The following is a 15,826-nucleotide window of genomic DNA, read 5'->3' on the forward strand; positions in this document are numbered from 1 at the left end:
AGGCGCGCCACGCCCACCCACGACCGTTCGAGACCCGTTACGGTGAGGGGGATGAAGGCTGACCTGGTGATCCTCGCGAACCGCCTCCCGGTGGATCGCGTACGCGATGCCGCGGGATCCCCCACGGGCTGGCGAGCCTCCCCCGGCGGTCTGGTGAGTGCGCTCGAACCGGTCCTGCGTGCCAAGAACGGGATCTGGCTCGGATGGCCGGGCGGCACCGAGCAACAGCTGAAGCCGTTCGAGATCGACGGCTTGCGGTTGGTGCCGCTGTCGATGGACGACATCGAGATCGAGCGACACTACGAAGGCTTCTCCAACGGCACCCTGTGGCCGCTGTATCACGACGTCGTGGCCAAGCCCGCGTTCCACCGCGAGTGGTGGGAGACGTACGAGAAGGTCAACCGTAGATTCGCCGAAGCCGCCGCCAAGGCAGCCAACAAGGGCGGCACCGTCTGGGTCCACGACTATCAGTTGCAGCTCGTCCCGAGCTTCCTGCGCAAGCTCCGGCCAGATCTGAAGATCGGGTTCTTCCTGCACATCCCGTTCCCGCCGACCGAGCTCTTCATGCAGCTCCCATGGCGGCGCCAGATCGTCGAGGGACTGCTGGGCGCCGACCTGATCGGCTTCCAGGTCCCCGGCGCCGCCAACAACTTCACGCGCCTGGTCCGCCAACTCGCCGGGCTCGGCAGCGGACGTCAGAACGTCGTCGACCTGCCGGACGGGCGCCGGGTGAAGATCGCGGCGTACCCGATCTCGATCGACTTCAGTGGCTTCGCCGAGCTTGCCGAGACGGAGTCGGTCAATGCCCGCGCAGCTCAGATCCGCTCGCAGCTCGGCAACCCTCGGACCGTCTTCCTGGGCTGCGACCGCCTCGACTACACGAAGGGCATCTACGCCCGCCTGCGCGCCTTCGGTGAGTTGATCGAGGAGGGCAAGGTGAGCGTCAACGACGCGGTCTTCGTCCAGGTTGCGGTGCCCTCACGTGAGCAGGTCGAGGAGTATCAACGGCTCCGCGACGAGATCGACCGCCTGGTCGGTCGCCTGAACGGCGATCTGGGCGGGATCGGCAAGCCGGCGATCCTCTATCTGCACACGTCCTTCCCCCGCGAGGAGATGGCGGCGCTCTACCGCGCAGCCGACGTCATGGTGGTCACTCCGTACCGCGACGGGATGAACCTGGTCGCCAAGGAGTACGTCGCCTGCCGGTCGGAGAACGACGGTGCGCTGGTGCTCTCCGAGTTCGCCGGCGCAGCCCGGGAACTGAAGCAGGCATGGCTGGTCAACCCGTACGACATCAACGGCATGAAGGCCGCCTTCCTGGACGCGTACAACGCCGATCCGAAGGAACGCAGCCGCCGGATGCGGGCCATGCGTCGGACGGTCTCCACCAACGACGTGGTGATGTGGGCCGACCACTTCATGGCCGACCTGGATCACACCGGCCGTTAGTCAGCCCAACTCGTTGAACTTGCTCTTCGTGGTCAGCACCGACATCAGGTCCTGGTGGATCTGCGACCCGATCTCGCCCCAACCGTCCTTGTAGCCATAGACGCTGGCGAGCGTACGAGCCTCGTAGTCGCCGCTGAAGATCTCGATGTCATTGGCGCTGATCATGCTCGGATGGGCGACGCCGACGGCGGCGGCGACCTTCATCAGCTCCTTGCGCAGAGTGATCAGATAGGTCGCGCAGCGTACGCCCTTGTCGTGCGGGTCCAGGCCGTGCGCGAGCCACTTGTTCTGCGTGGCGACGCCGGTCGGGCAGGTGTCCTCGTGACACTTCTGGGACTGGATGCAGCCGATCGAGAGCATCGCCTCCCGGGCGACGTTGAGCATGTCCGCTCCGAGAGCGAAGGCGACCGCGGCGTTCTCCGGCAGGCCGAGTTTGGCCGAGCCGATGAAGGTCACCTGGTCGGTGAGACCGAGCTCTGCGAAGGTGCCGTACACCCGGGAGAACCCCATCCGGAACGGCAGGGAGACCGAGTCGGTGAAGATCAACGGCGCTGCTCCGGTGCCGCCCTCGCCGCCGTCGAGCGTGACGAAGTCGACGCCCCGCTTGTTGCCCTCCATCTGACGGGTCAGGTCGCGCCAGAAGCCCATCTCACCGACCGCCGACTTGATCCCGACCGGGAGACCGGTCTCGGCAGCCACGTGCTCGACGAAGTCCAGCATCGAGTCGACGTCGCGGAAAGCCGTGTGCCGCGACGGCGATGCACAGTCCTTGCCCTCCGGGATGCCGCGGATCGCGGCGATCTCCGGGGTCACCTTGGCGGCCGGCAGCAGGCCGCCGAGACCAGGCTTGGCGCCCTGCGACAGCTTGATCTCGATCGCCTTGACCGGGGCCGAGGCGACGACCTCCTTGAGCTTGTCGATGCTGAACGTGCCGTCGTCGTTGCGGCACCCGAAGTAGGCAGTGCCGATCTGGAGCATCAGGTCGCCGCCCTGGCGGTGGTACGGCGACAGGCCACCTTCGCCGGTGTTGTGCATCGTTCCGGCCTGAAGCGCGCCCTTGTTGAGTGCGGTGATCGCTGCACCGGACAGCGAACCGAAACTCATCGCGGAGATGTTGACGACCGAGTTGGGGCGGAAGGCCTTGGCGCGTCCGCGGGGCCCACCGAGCACCTTCGCACTGGGCAACGTCGAGAGCGGGTCATGCCCGTCGGGAAGGGTGTCCGCGAACGTACGGTGCTTGATGTAGGCGTGCCCCTGGACATGCTCCACGTCGACATCGGTGCCGAAACCGAAGTAGTTGTTCTGCGACTTCGCCGAGGCATAGATCCAGGTCCGCTGGTCCCGGGAGAAGGGGCGCTCCTCCTCGTTCGAGGTGACGATGTACTGCCGGAGCTCGGGGCCGATCGTCTCGAGCCAGTAACGCGCGTGGCCGAGCACCGGGAAGTTCCGGAGGATCGCGTGCTTCTTCTGGGTGAGGTCACGCGCCGCGACCGCTCCGGCGACGACCGCTCCGGTCCCGATCAGTGTGCTCAGCTTCACAGAAGTGAAACTAGAGCCGTTCGAAGGTTGTGTAAACGCACGTCACATGAACGCCGATTCAGTTTCGTACTGCCGAGCGATAGGTTCGCGGTCATGGCGCTGGTACCGATCCCCTCCACGAGCTCGGTGGCTGCGGCCGCGGGCAACGTGGCACACAAACTGCTGTACGGGGGCCTGGCGGACCTGAGGCCGATGCCGCGCACGCTGATCGACGAAGGCATCCTGCGCGAGGTCTACCACTATCGGCCCCTGGCCGGGGTGGACCAGGCGGGTGACCCGATCCTGCTGGTCACGCCGCTGGCCGCGCCCAGTTCCTGCTTCGACCTGCGCCGCGGCTGCTCCCTGGTGGAGCACCTCCTGCAGCAAGGACGACCGGTCTATCTCGTCGAGTACGGCGAGGTCTCGTTCCGCAACCGCACCCTCGGCATGGAGCACTGGGTCGAGGAGGTCGTACCGCTGGCTGTCGAGGCTGTCGCCCGTCATGCCGGTGGAGACAACATCCACGTGGCTGCTTGGTCGCTCGGCGGGATCTTCGCACTGCTGGCGTCGGCGGACCGACAGGACCTCCCGATCGGCACGATCTCGATCTACGGCTCCCCGATCGACGTCAGCGAGGTGCCGCTGATCGCTCCGCTGCGTCCGCTCATCGACCTCACTGGTGGGCGGATCATCAGCGGGGTCACCGATCTCCTCGGAGGCGCACCCAAGCCGTTCGTGCGTTGGGCGTTCCAGCTCTCCGCGGCTCAGAAGATGGTCACCAAGCCGGTGGCCCAGCTCAACCATCTGGGCGACGCCGACTACCTCGCCCAACTGGAGGCGGTCGACCGCTTCACCGAGGGCATGATCGCCTACCCCGGTCGGGCATTCGGGCAGCTCTACCACCGGTTCGTACGCCGCAACGAGCTCGTCGGCGGCACCTGGGAACTGGATGACCGGACCATCAAGCTGAGCTCGATCACCCAGCCCGTGCTGGTCTTCGCCGGAGCCACCGACGGCATCGCGCCGATCCCGGCGGTGCGGGCCGTGGTGCCGCTGCTCAGCGGGTCGCCCGAGGTCTATTTCGAGATCGTCCCCGGTGGTCACCTCGGCATGTTGACCGGCCGTTCGGCGCGTACGAGCTCCTGGCTGATCATGGACGAATTCATGGAGGCGCACGACGGCATCAAGCGCAAGCCGGTGCAGCGCACGGGCGCACGGAAGGCCGAATCGACCGAGAAGCTCCCGTCCACCCGTGCTGGTGGGCAGCGCAAGCCAGTCGCCAGGAAGTCGGCCGCCAAGAAGCCGGCGGCGGTCAAGGGTGGTGCGGCGGAGAAGACCATCGGCAGCAACCCGAACCGTCGGTACAACTCGGCCAACTCGCGTGCGCTCGGCCAGCCTCGCGGCACCGGCCAGCCCACCTCCAGCCGCGATGGTCAGCCCAGCTGACGTGTCCGCACTCGCCGGTCTGGTCGACCGCGGACTGATGGCGTCGGACTGGGCCGAGGCACTGGCTCCGGTCGACCAGCAGGTCGCAGACATGGGCGCGTTCCTCCGTGCCGAGCTCGCCCTCAAGCGCCCGTACCTCCCCGACGGCGATCGGATCTTCGCCGCATTCCAGCGCCCGCTGGCGGACGTACGCGTCCTCATCGTGGGACAGGACCCGTACCCGACTCCCGGACACCCGATCGGGCTGTCCTTCGCAGTCGAGCGGGACGTACGTCCACTGCCCGCGTCACTGCGCAACATCTACCAGGAGTTGTCGACCGACCTCGGGATCGCTCCGGCGGAACACGGCGATCTGACGGCGTGGTCCGATCGCGGAGTGATGCTGCTCAACAGATCGCTGTCGGTACGGCCGGGTGCTCCAGCGTCGCACGCAAGCAAGGGCTGGGAGCCGATCACAGGCGCCGCGATCACTGCCCTCGTCGCGCGCGGCGGCCCGTTGGCGGCCATCCTCTGGGGCCGCCAGGCGCAGTCGTTGATCCCGGCGCTCGGTGAGGTGCCGTACGTGCAGTCGGTCCACCCGTCGCCGCTGTCGGCCCACCGCGGGTTCTTCGGTTCGCGGCCGTTCTCGCAGGTCAACGCGTTGCTGGCCGCCCAGAGTGCCGAGCCGATCGACTGGTCAGTCAGCTGAATCCTCGGCATTCCACAGTGCCTGGTTGATGTCCACGGTGCCGCGCTTGAGCGGGGTGCCCTCGGCGTACCAGTGCTGCTGCGCCTCCACGAACAGGTGTCCCGGAAGGGTCCCGTTGGCGCGTACGACCCGCCACCACGGCACCCCGTGACCGTCGGTTGACATCACGCCACCGACGCCGCGCGGACCACCGCGGCCGAGCACCTTGGCGATGGAGCCGTACGTCATCACCCGGCCGGCTGGGATCGACTCGACGACCTGGAGTACGGCCTCGATGAATTCCGCCCTGAGATCATCCACAGGATCACGCTAGAACTTCACGGAGAACGATCAGATCACCGACCTACCCTTTCAGCCACATCTGAAAGGGACGAACGTGCGGCATTGGTGGTGGTGGCGCCCGACGCCGAGCCGATCTCGTGCTCTGGACCTCGGTGCATGTCTCGGGCTCGCCGTCCTCTCGTTCGTCGCGTACTGCGTCGGCCTGGAACGCAACGGACTCGGTAATCCCTTCTACGCCGCTGCGGTGCAGTCGGGGGCTCACAACGTTCACAACGCCTTCTTCGCCGCAATCAACTTCGGCGGCACGATGAGCGTGGACAAGCCACCGCTGAGTTTGTGGCTGATGGAGGTCTCGGTACGGATCTTTGGCCTCAGCGCGTTCGGCGAGCTGCTGCCGAACGCACTCGCCGGAGTCGCCACCACGGCCGTAGTCGTGCTGATGGTGCGCGAGTGGACCTCGTTGCGATGGGGCCTGATCGCCGGGTTGCTCAGTCTGGCCTCGCCCATGGCGAACGTGATGTTCCGGTTCAACAATCCTGAGGCTCTCCTCACCCTGCTGTCGGCAGGCACCGTCTGGTGCTTCAGTTCCGCCCTCCGGCGACCGGCCGCCTGGAAACTCGCAGGCGCTGGGGTCCTGATTGCGGCGGCCGTTCTCACCAAACTGCTCGCAGGCATCGTCATCGTTCCGGCGCTGATCGTGGCTTATGCAGTGTGGGCGCCGACGAGCCGCATGGCACGACTCCGCCACCTGGTGCTTCTCGGCGTCGCCAGCATCATCTGCGCCGGATGGTATTTCGTCGCGGTCGCGCTGACGCCGGCCTCGGAGCGCCCCTGGATCGACGGAACCACGGACAACAATCCGTTCAGCTTGCTGTTCTCGAGCAATGTCAGTCGACTCGCGGGGCAGGCGGCCAAGCATTCGGTCTCACCTCCGGAGTTGTTCCGGATGTTCCATCACGAAGAGTTGGCGAACTACGGGCCGATCATCGTTCTGGCAGTGCTGACCACGGTGGCCGTGGCCTCGACAGTGTGGCTCGCACATCGCCACGAGCCCCGGCGCCTGATCACCCTGGTACGTGGTCGATCCCGACCTGCAGGAGTTGCCACCGCTGCGGCACTGATGAACGGCTCGGCCCTGTGGGTCTGTCTGGTGATGTCCTACATCCAGGCCAGCTACCACTCGTACTACGCCGTCGTCAGCACCCCGATCCTCTCCGCCGGGACCGTGCTCAACCTTGTGCTGATCTGGCGGCACCCGTCCTCCGTGGTCAGGGTCCGACTGATGCTCGCGATCCTCCTTGTCACGGCCGCCTTTGACGTCTGGGTCTGGTCGCGGTTCTCCAACGGCCTCGTTTTCGGTCTGGTGATGGCGGTTGCGTGTGCGGTCGGACTTCTCGGGCTGATCATGCTCAGGCGACCGCGCGCCGGGCTGGCGGCGCTGCTGGTCGTCGCGATCGCGCTTCCCGGCTTCTACACGTGGACGAGCTGGCACGATCACCACGTCGGTGGGTCACCGCTCGGCGGCCCGCTCGGCGACCAGACGCCATGGGATCAGTATCCGTCGCACCCCAACAACTTCAACCAACCCTCGAGGGTCAGCCCTGAACTCCGGCAGCTCCTGCAGAATGCGGGCCCCTACCAGTACGCAGTCGCCTTGCAGAAGGACGAGGCCGCCGGCAGCATCCAGCTGGCGACCGGGGTCAGCGTCCTGCCACTCACCGGCTGGAGCGCCATCCCGAACGGCATGTTCGACGAACTCAGACGCCTGATCCGTGCACGGGCCGTTCGCTATTTCCTCCCGACGGGCTCGGGAAACCACATGACCACGTGGGTGAAGACGCACTTCCTGCGCTTCATGGTGGGCGACCAGGTCGTCTACGACCTCACCGTGCCTGCGAATTGGTTCCGGCGTCCACATCACCGCGCCCACCAAGGTCCTCGTCGCCGGCTGTCGCTGCCGCGAATCCCCCACCGACTCGCCTAGTAGGACTTGCCGTCGGCGTACCTCTGCTTGCGCCAGGCGCGCCCTTGGCCGCGGTTGCGGGCCTTGAAGGTCGGGAGTTGGCTGTCGCAGTTGGGGCACACGAGCCGCAGGTTGTCGCGGTGGTTGTTTGAGGCGTTCCGTCGATGTGATCGAGGACGAACGCGAGCGGCAATCCTCGCCATTCAGCAGCGACGCCGCAGATCGCACAGCGGTGGCCCTGGTCCTGATCGATATATTCGCGCACGTAGTGCGTGGGATAGCTCGCCGTTGTCGCCACACCAGTTGCAAGCCAGACGCCCAACTTGTCTCGCCTCTCCAGCGCACGCTGGCAGGCGTTGCTACAGAAGACCTTCTGGTGGCGCTTGGTCAGACCGGCCCCGCACATCGCGCAATTCGACATGGCTCGACGCTAGATCGGAGCACCGACAATCCTGAGAGCCGCGTGAGAGAGTCGAACTCTCGACATTTCGCTTACAAGGCGAACACTCTGCCAACTGAGTTAACGCGGCGATGCTGCCGAAGCAGCCAGCCAATCCTAGACAGCCGACCGGCCACCCGCCGATTCAGCACTCGAAGTGGACGACCTCGGGGAACGGGTCGTAGAAGTGGTGCAGCAGTTCCCGCCAGCGCTCGTACGCGGGCGAACCCCGGAAGCCGTCGGTATGTGCTTCGACGCTCTCCCACCGGACCAACAGCAGAAACTCGTTGGTCCGCTCGATCCCGCGGCGCAGGTCCAGCCCGAGGAAGCCAGGCGAAGCCTCGATCAGCGGACGCGCCTGCGCGAAGGCAGCGAGGAACTCCGACTCTCTGCCGGGGATGACCGGCAGGACGACGTGCTCGAGGATCACTGAGGGCGGCACTGCGCCGCGTGGTACAGCACCACGGAGGCGGCAACGCCGGCGTTGAGCGACTCGACCGAGTTCGCCATCGGGATCGAGACGATCTGGTCGCAGTTCTGGCGTACGAGCCGCGACAGGCCGCCGCCCTCGGCGCCGACGACGATCACCAGCGGACCGGAGCCGTCCATCTCGGGCAATGACACATCGCCGTCCATGTCCAGACCGATCACGGTGCAGCCGGCCTCCTGGTACGCCTGCAGCGTCCGGGTCAGGTTGACCGCCTGAGCCACCGGGATACGGGCAGCAGCACCGGCGGAGGTCTTCCACGCCGCACCTGTCATCGACGCCGCACGACGCTCGGCGATCACGACACCGTGGGCACCGAAAGCCGCCGCCGAGCGGATGATCGCGCCGAGATTGCGCGGGTCCGTGACGTGGTCGATGACGACGATGAGTGCGTCTTCCTTGGCCTCGGCGGCACGGTCGAGCAGATCGCCGGGGTGGGCGTACTCATATGGCGGCACCTTGGCCGCAAGACCCTGGTGCCCACCGAAGCCCGACAGGCGGTCCAGCTCAGGCTTGGTCACCTCGAGCAGCGACACACCCATGTCGGCGCACAGGCCGAACGCCTCGCGCAGACGACCATCGCGCTCCGCACCTTCGGCGACATAGACCGCCGACACCGGTACGCCTTCGCGGAGGGCCTCGACGACCGCGTTGCGGCCGATGATCCACTCGGAGTCGGAGGTCGGCTTCCGGCGTACGGGCCGCTTGGCAGCCGACTTCGCAGCGAGCTGCTTGTTCTTGTGAGCCTTGTGGTACTCGCGGTCCTCAGCCTTCGGGGTTGCGCCGCGACCCTCGAGGCCCTTGCGACGCTGTCCACCCGAACCGACCTGAGCGCCCTTCTTGCTCTTCGCGATCGCGCCGCGGCGCTGGGAGTTTCCGGCCATTAAGCCACGGTCCATTCCGGCCCAGAGGGCCCATCAGTGATCTCGATCCCGGCAGCCTTCAGCTGGTCGCGGATCGCGTCCGCGGCGGCCCAGTCCTTCGCCTCGCGTGCAGCCGCCCGCGACGCAAGCAGGCCTGCCACGAGTACGTCGACAGCAGCCGTCAGCTTCTCGTCCGACCCGCCCTTCGGGCCCCACGCCGGATCGGCAGGATCCAGGCCCAGCGCCCACAGCATCAGGTCCACCTGCGCCCGGGCACGGCAGGCCCCGTCGGTATCGCCCTCGGCGAACAACCGGTTGCCCTCGCGGACCGTCTCGTGGATCACGGCGATGGCGGCGGGCGTACTCAGGTCGTCGTCCATCGCGTCCTGGAACGCTTGCGGAGCTCCGTACCCGACCGGCATCCCGTCCCCGACCGGACCGACGAGGTCAGCAGTACGCTCCAGGAAGCCTTCGATGCGGGCGAAGCCGACAGCTGCCTCCGTGAGTGCCTCGAAGGAGAACTCGACATGCGAGCGGTAGTGGGCGCTCACGAGGTAGTAGCGCAGGTCGATCCCACGGAAGCTCTGCAGCACGGACGGGATCGTCAGCGAATTGCCCAGCGACTTCGACATCTTCTCGCCTGCCGTCGTGATCCAGGCGTTGTGCATCCAGTACGCGGCGAACGGCCGACCGGCAGCCTGTGCCTGTGCCATCTCGTTCTCGTGGTGCGGGAAGCGCAGGTCGAGTCCGCCACCATGGATGTCGAACGCCGGACCCAGGTATTTGCCGGCCATCGCCGAGCACTCGATGTGCCAACCGGGACGACCTCGGCCCCACGGCGAGGGCCAGGTCGCGGTGTCCGGCTCCGTCTCCTTGGCGCCCTTCCAGAGGGCGAAGTCGCGCGGGTCGCGCTTGCCACGCGGGTCAGCGTCCGCCGCCGCTTCCATCTCGTCGATGCCCTGGTGCGTCAGCGATCCGTACGCCGCCCAGGAACGGACGTCGAAGTACACATCGCCGGCAGCCGCGTACGCGTGGCCCCGCTCGATCAAGTCCTCGATCAGCTCGATCATCTCCGGGACGTGCCCGGTCGCGAGCGGCTCGTACGTCGGCGGCGCCACGTTGAGCGACGCGTACGCCTTGGTCAACTGCGTGTGCATGTCGTACGCAAGGTTGTACCAAGGACGGCCCTGGTCGGCGCTCTTCGCCAGGATCTTGTCGTCGATGTCGGTGACGTTGCGGATGAACGTGGTGCGGTAGCCGCGCCACCGCAGCCACCGCTGCAGGACATCGAAGTTCACACCGCTGCGAACGTGCCCCACGTGCGGCTCCGACTGGACCGTCAGACCGCAGACGTACAGGGACGCCTGACCGGGCACGAGCGGGACGAAGTCCCGTACCGCGCCGGTCGCTGAGTCATAGAGCCGCAGTGCCACTCGCCGAGTCTAGAGAGGCGACGGCCCAGACAAGGATTCTCAGCGCCCGGTCAACCGGCCCGGAACTGGACGGTGTCCCAGCCGGTCGCACCATCGGGGACCACATCGCGCTGGACGGCGGTCTGGACGTTGCCGTTGCGATCCGTCGCCCGGACCGACAGTTGATGGTTCCCCGCCGCGACCGGCAGGGTGGCCGACCATTGCACCCAGGTGTCGACGCCGGGCGTACGCGCCAGGGTCGCCGGGGTCCAGACTCCGCCGTCGAGCGCGACCTCGACCGCTTCGATCCCCGTGTGCTGCTCCCACGCGATGCCCGCAAAGGTGAAGTCGCCCGCGGGGATCGATCCGCCGGAGGGCCGGTCGATCCTGCTCATCAACTTGACCGGCCCGTTGGCCGACCATCCGAGCGGGATCCAGTACCCGACCGCCCGGTCCATGGTCGTGACTTCGAGGTCGACCACCCATTTCGTGGCCGAGACGTAGCCGTAGAGCCCCGGCACGACCGTACGGACCGGGAAGCCGTGGTCGATCGGCAGCGGCTTGCCGTTCATGGCGACCGCGAGCATCGCATTGCGGTCATCGGTCAGCACTGACAGCGGCGTCCCGCAGGTCCAGCCGTCGGCCGAGGTCTGGAGCACCGCGTCGGCCCCCGCCCGGACACCGGCTTCGGCGAGCAGGGGTGCGATGCGTACGCCGCTCCACCAGGCATTGCCGATCAGTGGTCCTCCGACCGGGTTGGAGACGCAACACAGTGTCACCCACGCCTGAGTACGCTGCCGCGCCAGCAGGTCCTCGAAGGTCAAGGTCAGCTCGCGATCGACCATCCCGTGGATACGCAGCGTCCACGACCCCGGATCGACCGCAGGCGAGGTGATCGTGGTGTCGATCTTGTAGAACTCTGATGCAGGCGTCATCCAGGGCTGCGCAAGCCCCAGATCGGCTCCGCTGGGCACCACCGGCGGCGTCACACCCGGGAGTGTGAGCCGACCGCGGGCCGCCTCGACGGCACGACGCTTGCGGCCGAAGCTCGGTGCAAGGGTGGCCAGGACCACTGCCACTCCCCCGACGACGCCAAGTCGCAGGAGCCCGCGGCGACCTTCGAGATCGGCGGTCTCGTCCGTCAGCCAGGTCCAGACGATCACCATCGTCGCGAGGCCGGCAGACAGGGCGACCAGGGCGAGCCCGGGCGCAGGTTTCGCCATGATCGCTGCCGCCGCGATCGCGGCGAGGACGATGAAGCCCACGTACGCTCGCCGGGCCCGGGTCCTGCCGACCAGGCCGATGGCGGCGAAACAGAGCATCAGGACGGCCAGGACCGTGGTGACGAGGATGTCCTTGTCATTGGTGCCGAAGGTCTTCTCGCCGAAGCGCGCCCACGATCCCGGGATCAGGTCGATCACCTCGGTCGCCACCGCCACCACCGGGTTCGCGCTGGCCTCGATGAGGTTGGCCGCCACCCAACTGACCGCGAGCCCGAGTCCACCGGTCGCGACACCGCGAACGGCCCATGGCACGGCGGGCACACCGCGCGAGTTGGTGCTCTGCACGCAACCAGTGTGCATCCAGCACAATGACTTGCGTGAGCATCAACATCCGCGTCGGCACTGGTACCGATGTCCATCGGCTCGAGGACGGCGTACCGATGCACCTTGCAGGCCTTGCGTGGCCCGGTGAGACCGCTGGCCTCGCCGGTCACTCCGACGGCGATGTGGCGGCGCACGCGGCCTGCGATGCGTTGCTCAGCGCATGCGGCCTGGGGGACCTCGGCTCCAACTTCGGAACCGCCGAACCCGAGTGGGCAGGCGCATCGGGGGCCACGCTCCTCGCCGAGACGGCACGCCGGGTACGGGTTGCCGGCTACGAGATCGGGAACGTGGCGATCCAGGTGATCGGCAACCGTCCGAAGATCGGGCCCCGTCGAGCGGAGGCCGAAGCCGCGCTGTCAGCGGCCGTCGGTGCCCCGGTGAGCGTGTCGGCGACCACCACTGACGGTCTTGGCCTCACCGGCCGGGGCGAAGGCGTCGCCGCGACTGCGGTCGCTCTGGTCCACTCGCGCTAACGCGCGCCGACCTTGACCTTCCGCGCACCGACGTACACCTGGCCGTCGACGACCTTGGTCTCGTACGCAGGCACTCGGACCGATGGATCATCGAGGCACCGACCGGTCCGGAGGTCGAACGGGTGCCGATGCGACGGCGAGGCCACGAACGGGACGTCGGCGCGGTAGCCCACGATCCCGCGAGCGATCGCGGAGGCTCGGGAGTACGGATCGTGGTTGCCCAGGGCGTACACCTGGTCGTCGGCGAGGCGGAAGATCGCGATCCCCTGGCCGTGGATCAGGGCAGTGACACCGCGCTCGGGTTCCAGAGCCTCCAGCGGGCACACGAGATGCCATGCGTCAGCGGACACCCTGTTCTCCCAACCTGACGCTCGTGCGCCATCGCGCCCGACGCTAGGGCGGCAGTGTTCGGGATGCGTTTCCTCGTGTAACGGCAAGGAAAACTCGAACCAACTAACCTCACAGCCATGTCGAAGGCCGCGATCGTCATCCTCGCTGCGGGTTCGGGCTCGCGAGTGGGTGCAGAGGTCAACAAGATCCTCCTCGATCTCGGCTCTCACCCGGTGATCGCGCACAGCGTCATCACCGCACTGCAGGTCCCCGACGTCGCCGCGGTGGTGCTGGTCGCGCGGCCCGGCGAGGAGGGTGCGATCGCCGAAGCCGTCACACCGGTGATCGGTGACCGCGAGGTCTTGCTGATCGCCGGCGGCGAGGAACGGCAGGACAGCGAACGCGCAGCCCTCGACGTCCTGCGACCACGGGTCACTTCCGGTGAGGTCGACGTGATCGCCATTCACGACGGCGCCAGGCCGTTCGCGTCCGTCGAGCTCTATCAGGCGGTCATCTCGACCGCGCGTACGCACGGCGGCGCGATCCCTGGAGTCCCGCTGTCGTCGGTCCTCACGACCGACCTCAAGCCCGTCGAGGGAACGCTCGTCGGCGTCCAGACCCCGCAGGCGTTCCGTGCGACCGCGTTGCTGGCCGCGTACGACCGTGGCGGCAACACCGCAACGGACACCGCCGCAGCCCTCGCCGATGACGTGGTCGTACGTGCCGTGCCCGGCACCTCGCACAACTTCAAGATCACCTGGCCCGAGGACGTACGCGCCGCGGAGCGCCTGATCAGGGGGTCGTGAGCGCCTCGAGGTGGCGTACGTCCTCGAGCGATCGCACCCGCGCGGCACTCGCCGGCGCCGTCAGGGTCACGATCGGGTAGGTCTTCGCAAGGTCTGCCGCCAGCTGGGCGAAGTCGGTGATCGGTGCCTGCGCGAGCGTCGAGACGACGGCTGCCGGCAGGACGATCGGCGAGACCACTTCCACGAGTCCGTCGCGATCGACGGTCTCGACGACCACGTCGCCGTCAAGGCGCTTCACGGTGTCGGTGACCGGACGTACGGCGATCACGACCGCATCACGGGCCAGAGCGGTCTCCACACACTCGGCGATGAACGCCGGCGGGGTCATCGGACACAGGGCATCGTGGAGCACGTACGCCTCCTCGGCCTCCGCGATGGCGTCCCACGTCACCGGAAGGTCCACCGGGAGCACCTCGGCTTCGCCGAGCGCCCAGACGGCAGCCGCGACAAGCGCCTCGCCGTGGATCAGTGCGAACGGCAACGAGCCACGGTCGACCTCAACGACGGTCCCGAGAGCCATGTCCATGCCCTCGACCGTAGGAGACACCGCCGACAAAAACGAAAGTGGCGCCGCCCGAAGGCAGCGCCACTTTCGAGGAGATCAGGTCAGGAGGCCAGCACTTCGTCCAGCAGAGCCTCGGCCTTGTCCTCGTTCGTCTTCTCGGCGAGAGCCAATTCGGAGACGAGAATCTGGCGGGCCTTCGCGAGCATGCGCTTCTCACCGGCGGACAGGCCGCGGTCGCGCTCACGACGCCACAGGTCGCGGACGACCTCGGAGACCTTGTTGACGTCACCGCTGTGCAACTTCTCGAGGTTTGCCTTGTAGCGACGCGACCAGTTGGTCGGCTCCTCGACGTGGTCGGCGCGCAGGATCGAGAACACCTTGTCCAGGCCAGCCTGGTCGACGACGTCGCGTACGCCGACGAGGTCGAGGTTGCACGCCGGGACGCGGACGACGAGGTCCTGCTGGGCGACGATCCGGAGAACCAGATACTGTCGCTCCTCCCCCTTGATCGTGCGCATCTCGACTGCCTCGATGACTGCGGCGCCATGGTTCGGGTAGACGACGGTCTCGCCGACGGTGAAGCTCATGTGTCAGGTTCCCCTTTGTTGCTTGAGGCTCAAGTTTAACACGGAAATTCAGCCCTCCGAACCGCGTTTATGCAGGTCAGAGGCCTAATACGGGCTTGACAGCGCAACGGATTCATGCTCCGGCTCAGGGTGACGGACATCACGTGAGTCGCTGGAAACCTGCCTGTTACCTGCGATCCGTCCGGGCGGTCCGACCGATTCGGCTCGTACGCGATTGAATGCAGCCATGAGCACGAATGAGCGAGCACCCGCGGGCGGCGCATTCCTGCAGGTCCTGCAGGCCGGACATGTGCGGCTGGGATTGCTGACCGCGATCGCTCTCGCTGCGACGGCGCACCTGATCCATCGGCCCCTCAGCCAGGTCGGCTGGATCTTCGCGACCGTGCTGCTCGGGCAGCTCCTGATCGGGTGGCACAACGACCTCACCGACGAACGCGATGACGCCCGTCATGAGCGCACCGGGAAGCCGTTGGTCACCGGGCCGCTCACGGCGCGAGAGCTGTGGATCCTGTTGTCCATCGGCGGCATCGGGCTGATCCCGCTCGCCACCGCGGTCGGCACCAAGGCCGGACTGTTCTACATCGGCAGCGTCCTGGTCGCCATGACCGGCAACGTGGTGCTTCGCACCGGCCCGTTCAGTGTCGTCTCGTGGGTGTGTTCGTACGCGCTCCTGTCGTTCTATCTCTCCTTCTCCGGCGCGGGCCGGCACGCGGCCGGTCGACCGCCGCAGTGGGAGATGGTCGGCTGCTTCGCACTCACCGGGATCGGCATCCACATCGCAGTCGCCCTGTGGGGGCTGGTCGCCGACGCCGCCGACGGCTGGACGTACCTGCCGTTGCAACTGGGGCGGAAGTTCGGCGCGACCCAGACCATGGCGATGGTGATCTTCTATCTGGCAGGAATCGGGGTCGCGGTGGCGTACGTGGCCCACACCCACGGATTCAGTCGCTGATCGGACGGCCGGGGGGCGC

At 67.1% G+C, this 15,826-nt stretch carries 16 protein-coding genes and 1 tRNA gene; 7 read left to right on the forward strand and 10 right to left on the reverse strand.

Annotated features, from left to right (window positions below):
• The first annotated feature begins 51 nt into the window (after positions 1-51).
• Entirely contained in the window at positions 52-1,449 is a 1,398-nt protein-coding gene (locus KCTC_RS06480) for an alpha,alpha-trehalose-phosphate synthase (UDP-forming) (RefSeq protein WP_174233037.1), read from the forward strand.
• Here the strand turns inward: KCTC_RS06480 and KCTC_RS06485 are convergent, their stop codons facing one another.
• On the reverse strand, positions 1,450-2,988 hold the full coding sequence (locus tag KCTC_RS06485; RefSeq protein ID WP_125567855.1) for an FMN-binding glutamate synthase family protein: 1,539 nt from the start codon (positions 2,986-2,988) through the stop codon (positions 1,450-1,452).
• Between the two features lie 93 nt (positions 2,989-3,081).
• Here KCTC_RS06485 and KCTC_RS06490 point away from each other — a divergent pair, with 93 nt between their 5' ends.
• Positions 3,082-4,413 carry an alpha/beta hydrolase gene (locus tag KCTC_RS06490; RefSeq protein WP_125567857.1) on the forward strand — a complete coding sequence of 444 codons (1,332 nt, stop codon included), beginning with the start codon at positions 3,082-3,084 and terminating at the stop codon, positions 4,411-4,413.
• On the forward strand, positions 4,397-5,101 hold the full coding sequence (locus KCTC_RS06495; protein ID WP_125567859.1) for a uracil-DNA glycosylase: 705 nt from the start codon (positions 4,397-4,399) through the stop codon (positions 5,099-5,101). Before KCTC_RS06490 ends, KCTC_RS06495 begins: the two co-directional genes overlap by 17 nt.
• On the opposite strand, the gene KCTC_RS06500 is transcribed toward KCTC_RS06495, so the two are convergent.
• Complete coding sequence (locus KCTC_RS06500; protein ID WP_125567861.1) at positions 5,090-5,401, reverse strand: MGMT family protein; 312 nt, start codon at positions 5,399-5,401, stop codon at positions 5,090-5,092. The two genes, KCTC_RS06495 and KCTC_RS06500, sit on opposite strands and share 12 nt — an antisense overlap.
• A gap of 76 nt (positions 5,402-5,477) precedes the next feature.
• On the opposite strand from KCTC_RS06500, the gene KCTC_RS06505 reads away from it, so the two are divergent.
• Entirely contained in the window at positions 5,478-7,367 is a 1,890-nt protein-coding gene (locus KCTC_RS06505; RefSeq protein WP_125567862.1) for an ArnT family glycosyltransferase, read from the forward strand.
• Between the two features lie 436 nt (positions 7,368-7,803).
• Here the strand turns inward: KCTC_RS06505 and KCTC_RS06515 are convergent.
• The 5 genes from KCTC_RS06515 to KCTC_RS06535 all read right to left on the reverse strand — a co-directional run bounded on the left by KCTC_RS06515 (position 7,804) and on the right by KCTC_RS06535 (position 12,115).
• Positions 7,804-7,876 (reverse strand) — tRNA-Thr (locus KCTC_RS06515).
• A gap of 54 nt (positions 7,877-7,930) precedes the next feature.
• Complete coding sequence (locus tag KCTC_RS06520; protein WP_231998866.1) at positions 7,931-8,227, reverse strand: antibiotic biosynthesis monooxygenase family protein; 297 nt, start codon at positions 8,225-8,227, stop codon at positions 7,931-7,933.
• A complete protein-coding gene (gene rlmB, locus KCTC_RS06525) occupies positions 8,212-9,156 on the reverse strand; it encodes a 23S rRNA (guanosine(2251)-2'-O)-methyltransferase RlmB (RefSeq protein ID WP_125567864.1) in 945 nt (314 codons plus the stop codon). The genes KCTC_RS06520 and rlmB overlap by 16 nt, the downstream gene beginning before the upstream one ends.
• Positions 9,156-10,568, reverse strand: coding sequence for a cysteine--tRNA ligase (gene cysS, locus KCTC_RS06530; RefSeq protein WP_125567866.1), 1,413 nt, complete (start codon positions 10,566-10,568; stop codon positions 9,156-9,158). The genes rlmB and cysS overlap by 1 nt, the downstream gene beginning before the upstream one ends.
• 50 nt (positions 10,569-10,618) lie before the next feature.
• Entirely contained in the window at positions 10,619-12,115 is a 1,497-nt protein-coding gene (locus tag KCTC_RS06535; RefSeq protein ID WP_231998867.1) for a molybdopterin-dependent oxidoreductase, read from the reverse strand.
• Between the two features lie 38 nt (positions 12,116-12,153).
• Between KCTC_RS06535 and ispF the strand changes: the two genes are divergently transcribed.
• Positions 12,154-12,627, forward strand: a complete 474-nt coding sequence (gene ispF / locus KCTC_RS06540) for a 2-C-methyl-D-erythritol 2,4-cyclodiphosphate synthase (protein ID WP_408636116.1) — start codon at positions 12,154-12,156, stop codon at positions 12,625-12,627.
• On the opposite strand, the gene nirD is transcribed toward ispF, so the two are convergent.
• On the reverse strand, positions 12,624-12,977 hold the full coding sequence (gene nirD / locus KCTC_RS06545; protein WP_125567872.1) for a nitrite reductase small subunit NirD: 354 nt from the start codon (positions 12,975-12,977) through the stop codon (positions 12,624-12,626). The genes ispF and nirD overlap by 4 nt on opposite strands.
• Before the next feature lie 117 nt (positions 12,978-13,094).
• Here nirD and KCTC_RS06550 point away from each other — a divergent pair, with 117 nt between their 5' ends.
• Positions 13,095-13,763 (forward strand): IspD/TarI family cytidylyltransferase, encoded by a 669-nt coding sequence (locus KCTC_RS06550; RefSeq protein WP_125567874.1) that lies wholly within the window; start codon positions 13,095-13,097, stop codon positions 13,761-13,763.
• On the opposite strand, the gene KCTC_RS06555 is transcribed toward KCTC_RS06550, so the two are convergent.
• Both KCTC_RS06555 and KCTC_RS06560 read right to left on the reverse strand, forming a co-directional pair.
• Positions 13,750-14,289 carry a 2-C-methyl-D-erythritol 4-phosphate cytidylyltransferase gene (locus KCTC_RS06555; protein ID WP_125567876.1) on the reverse strand — a complete coding sequence of 180 codons (540 nt, stop codon included), beginning with the start codon at positions 14,287-14,289 and terminating at the stop codon, positions 13,750-13,752. The two genes, KCTC_RS06550 and KCTC_RS06555, sit on opposite strands and share 14 nt — an antisense overlap.
• An 80-nt stretch (positions 14,290-14,369) precedes the next feature.
• On the reverse strand, positions 14,370-14,855 hold the full coding sequence (locus tag KCTC_RS06560; protein WP_125567878.1) for a CarD family transcriptional regulator: 486 nt from the start codon (positions 14,853-14,855) through the stop codon (positions 14,370-14,372).
• Positions 14,856-15,081: 226 nt separating this feature from the next.
• On the opposite strand from KCTC_RS06560, the gene KCTC_RS06565 reads away from it, so the two are divergent.
• Complete coding sequence (locus KCTC_RS06565; RefSeq protein ID WP_125567880.1) at positions 15,082-15,807, forward strand: UbiA family prenyltransferase; 726 nt, start codon at positions 15,082-15,084, stop codon at positions 15,805-15,807.
• Positions 15,808-15,826 lie beyond the last annotated feature (19 nt).

The organism is Nocardioides baekrokdamisoli (genome assembly GCF_003945325.1).
In the GTDB taxonomy this organism is placed as follows: domain Bacteria; phylum Actinomycetota; class Actinomycetes; order Propionibacteriales; family Nocardioidaceae; genus Nocardioides; species Nocardioides baekrokdamisoli.

Bases quoted from the DNA above. Each gene is read 5' to 3' on its own strand.
- KCTC_RS06480 (WP_174233037.1), top strand. From the start codon at position 52: ATGAAGGCTGACCTGGTGATCCTCGCGAACCGCCTCCCGGTGGATCGC.
- KCTC_RS06490 (WP_125567857.1), top strand. From the start codon at position 3,082: ATGGCGCTGGTACCGATCCCCTCCACGAGCTCGGTGGCTGCGGCCGCG.
- KCTC_RS06495 (WP_125567859.1), top strand. From the start codon at position 4,397: ATGGTCAGCCCAGCTGACGTGTCCGCACTCGCCGGTCTGGTCGACCGC.
- rlmB (WP_125567864.1), bottom strand. From the start codon at position 9,156: ATGGCCGGAAACTCCCAGCGCCGCGGCGCGATCGCGAAGAGCAAGAAG.
- KCTC_RS06550 (WP_125567874.1), top strand. From the start codon at position 13,095: ATGTCGAAGGCCGCGATCGTCATCCTCGCTGCGGGTTCGGGCTCGCGA.
- KCTC_RS06555 (WP_125567876.1), bottom strand. From the start codon at position 14,289: ATGGACATGGCTCTCGGGACCGTCGTTGAGGTCGACCGTGGCTCGTTG.
- KCTC_RS06560 (WP_125567878.1), bottom strand. From the start codon at position 14,855: ATGAGCTTCACCGTCGGCGAGACCGTCGTCTACCCGAACCATGGCGCC.
- KCTC_RS06565 (WP_125567880.1), top strand. From the start codon at position 15,082: ATGAGCACGAATGAGCGAGCACCCGCGGGCGGCGCATTCCTGCAGGTC.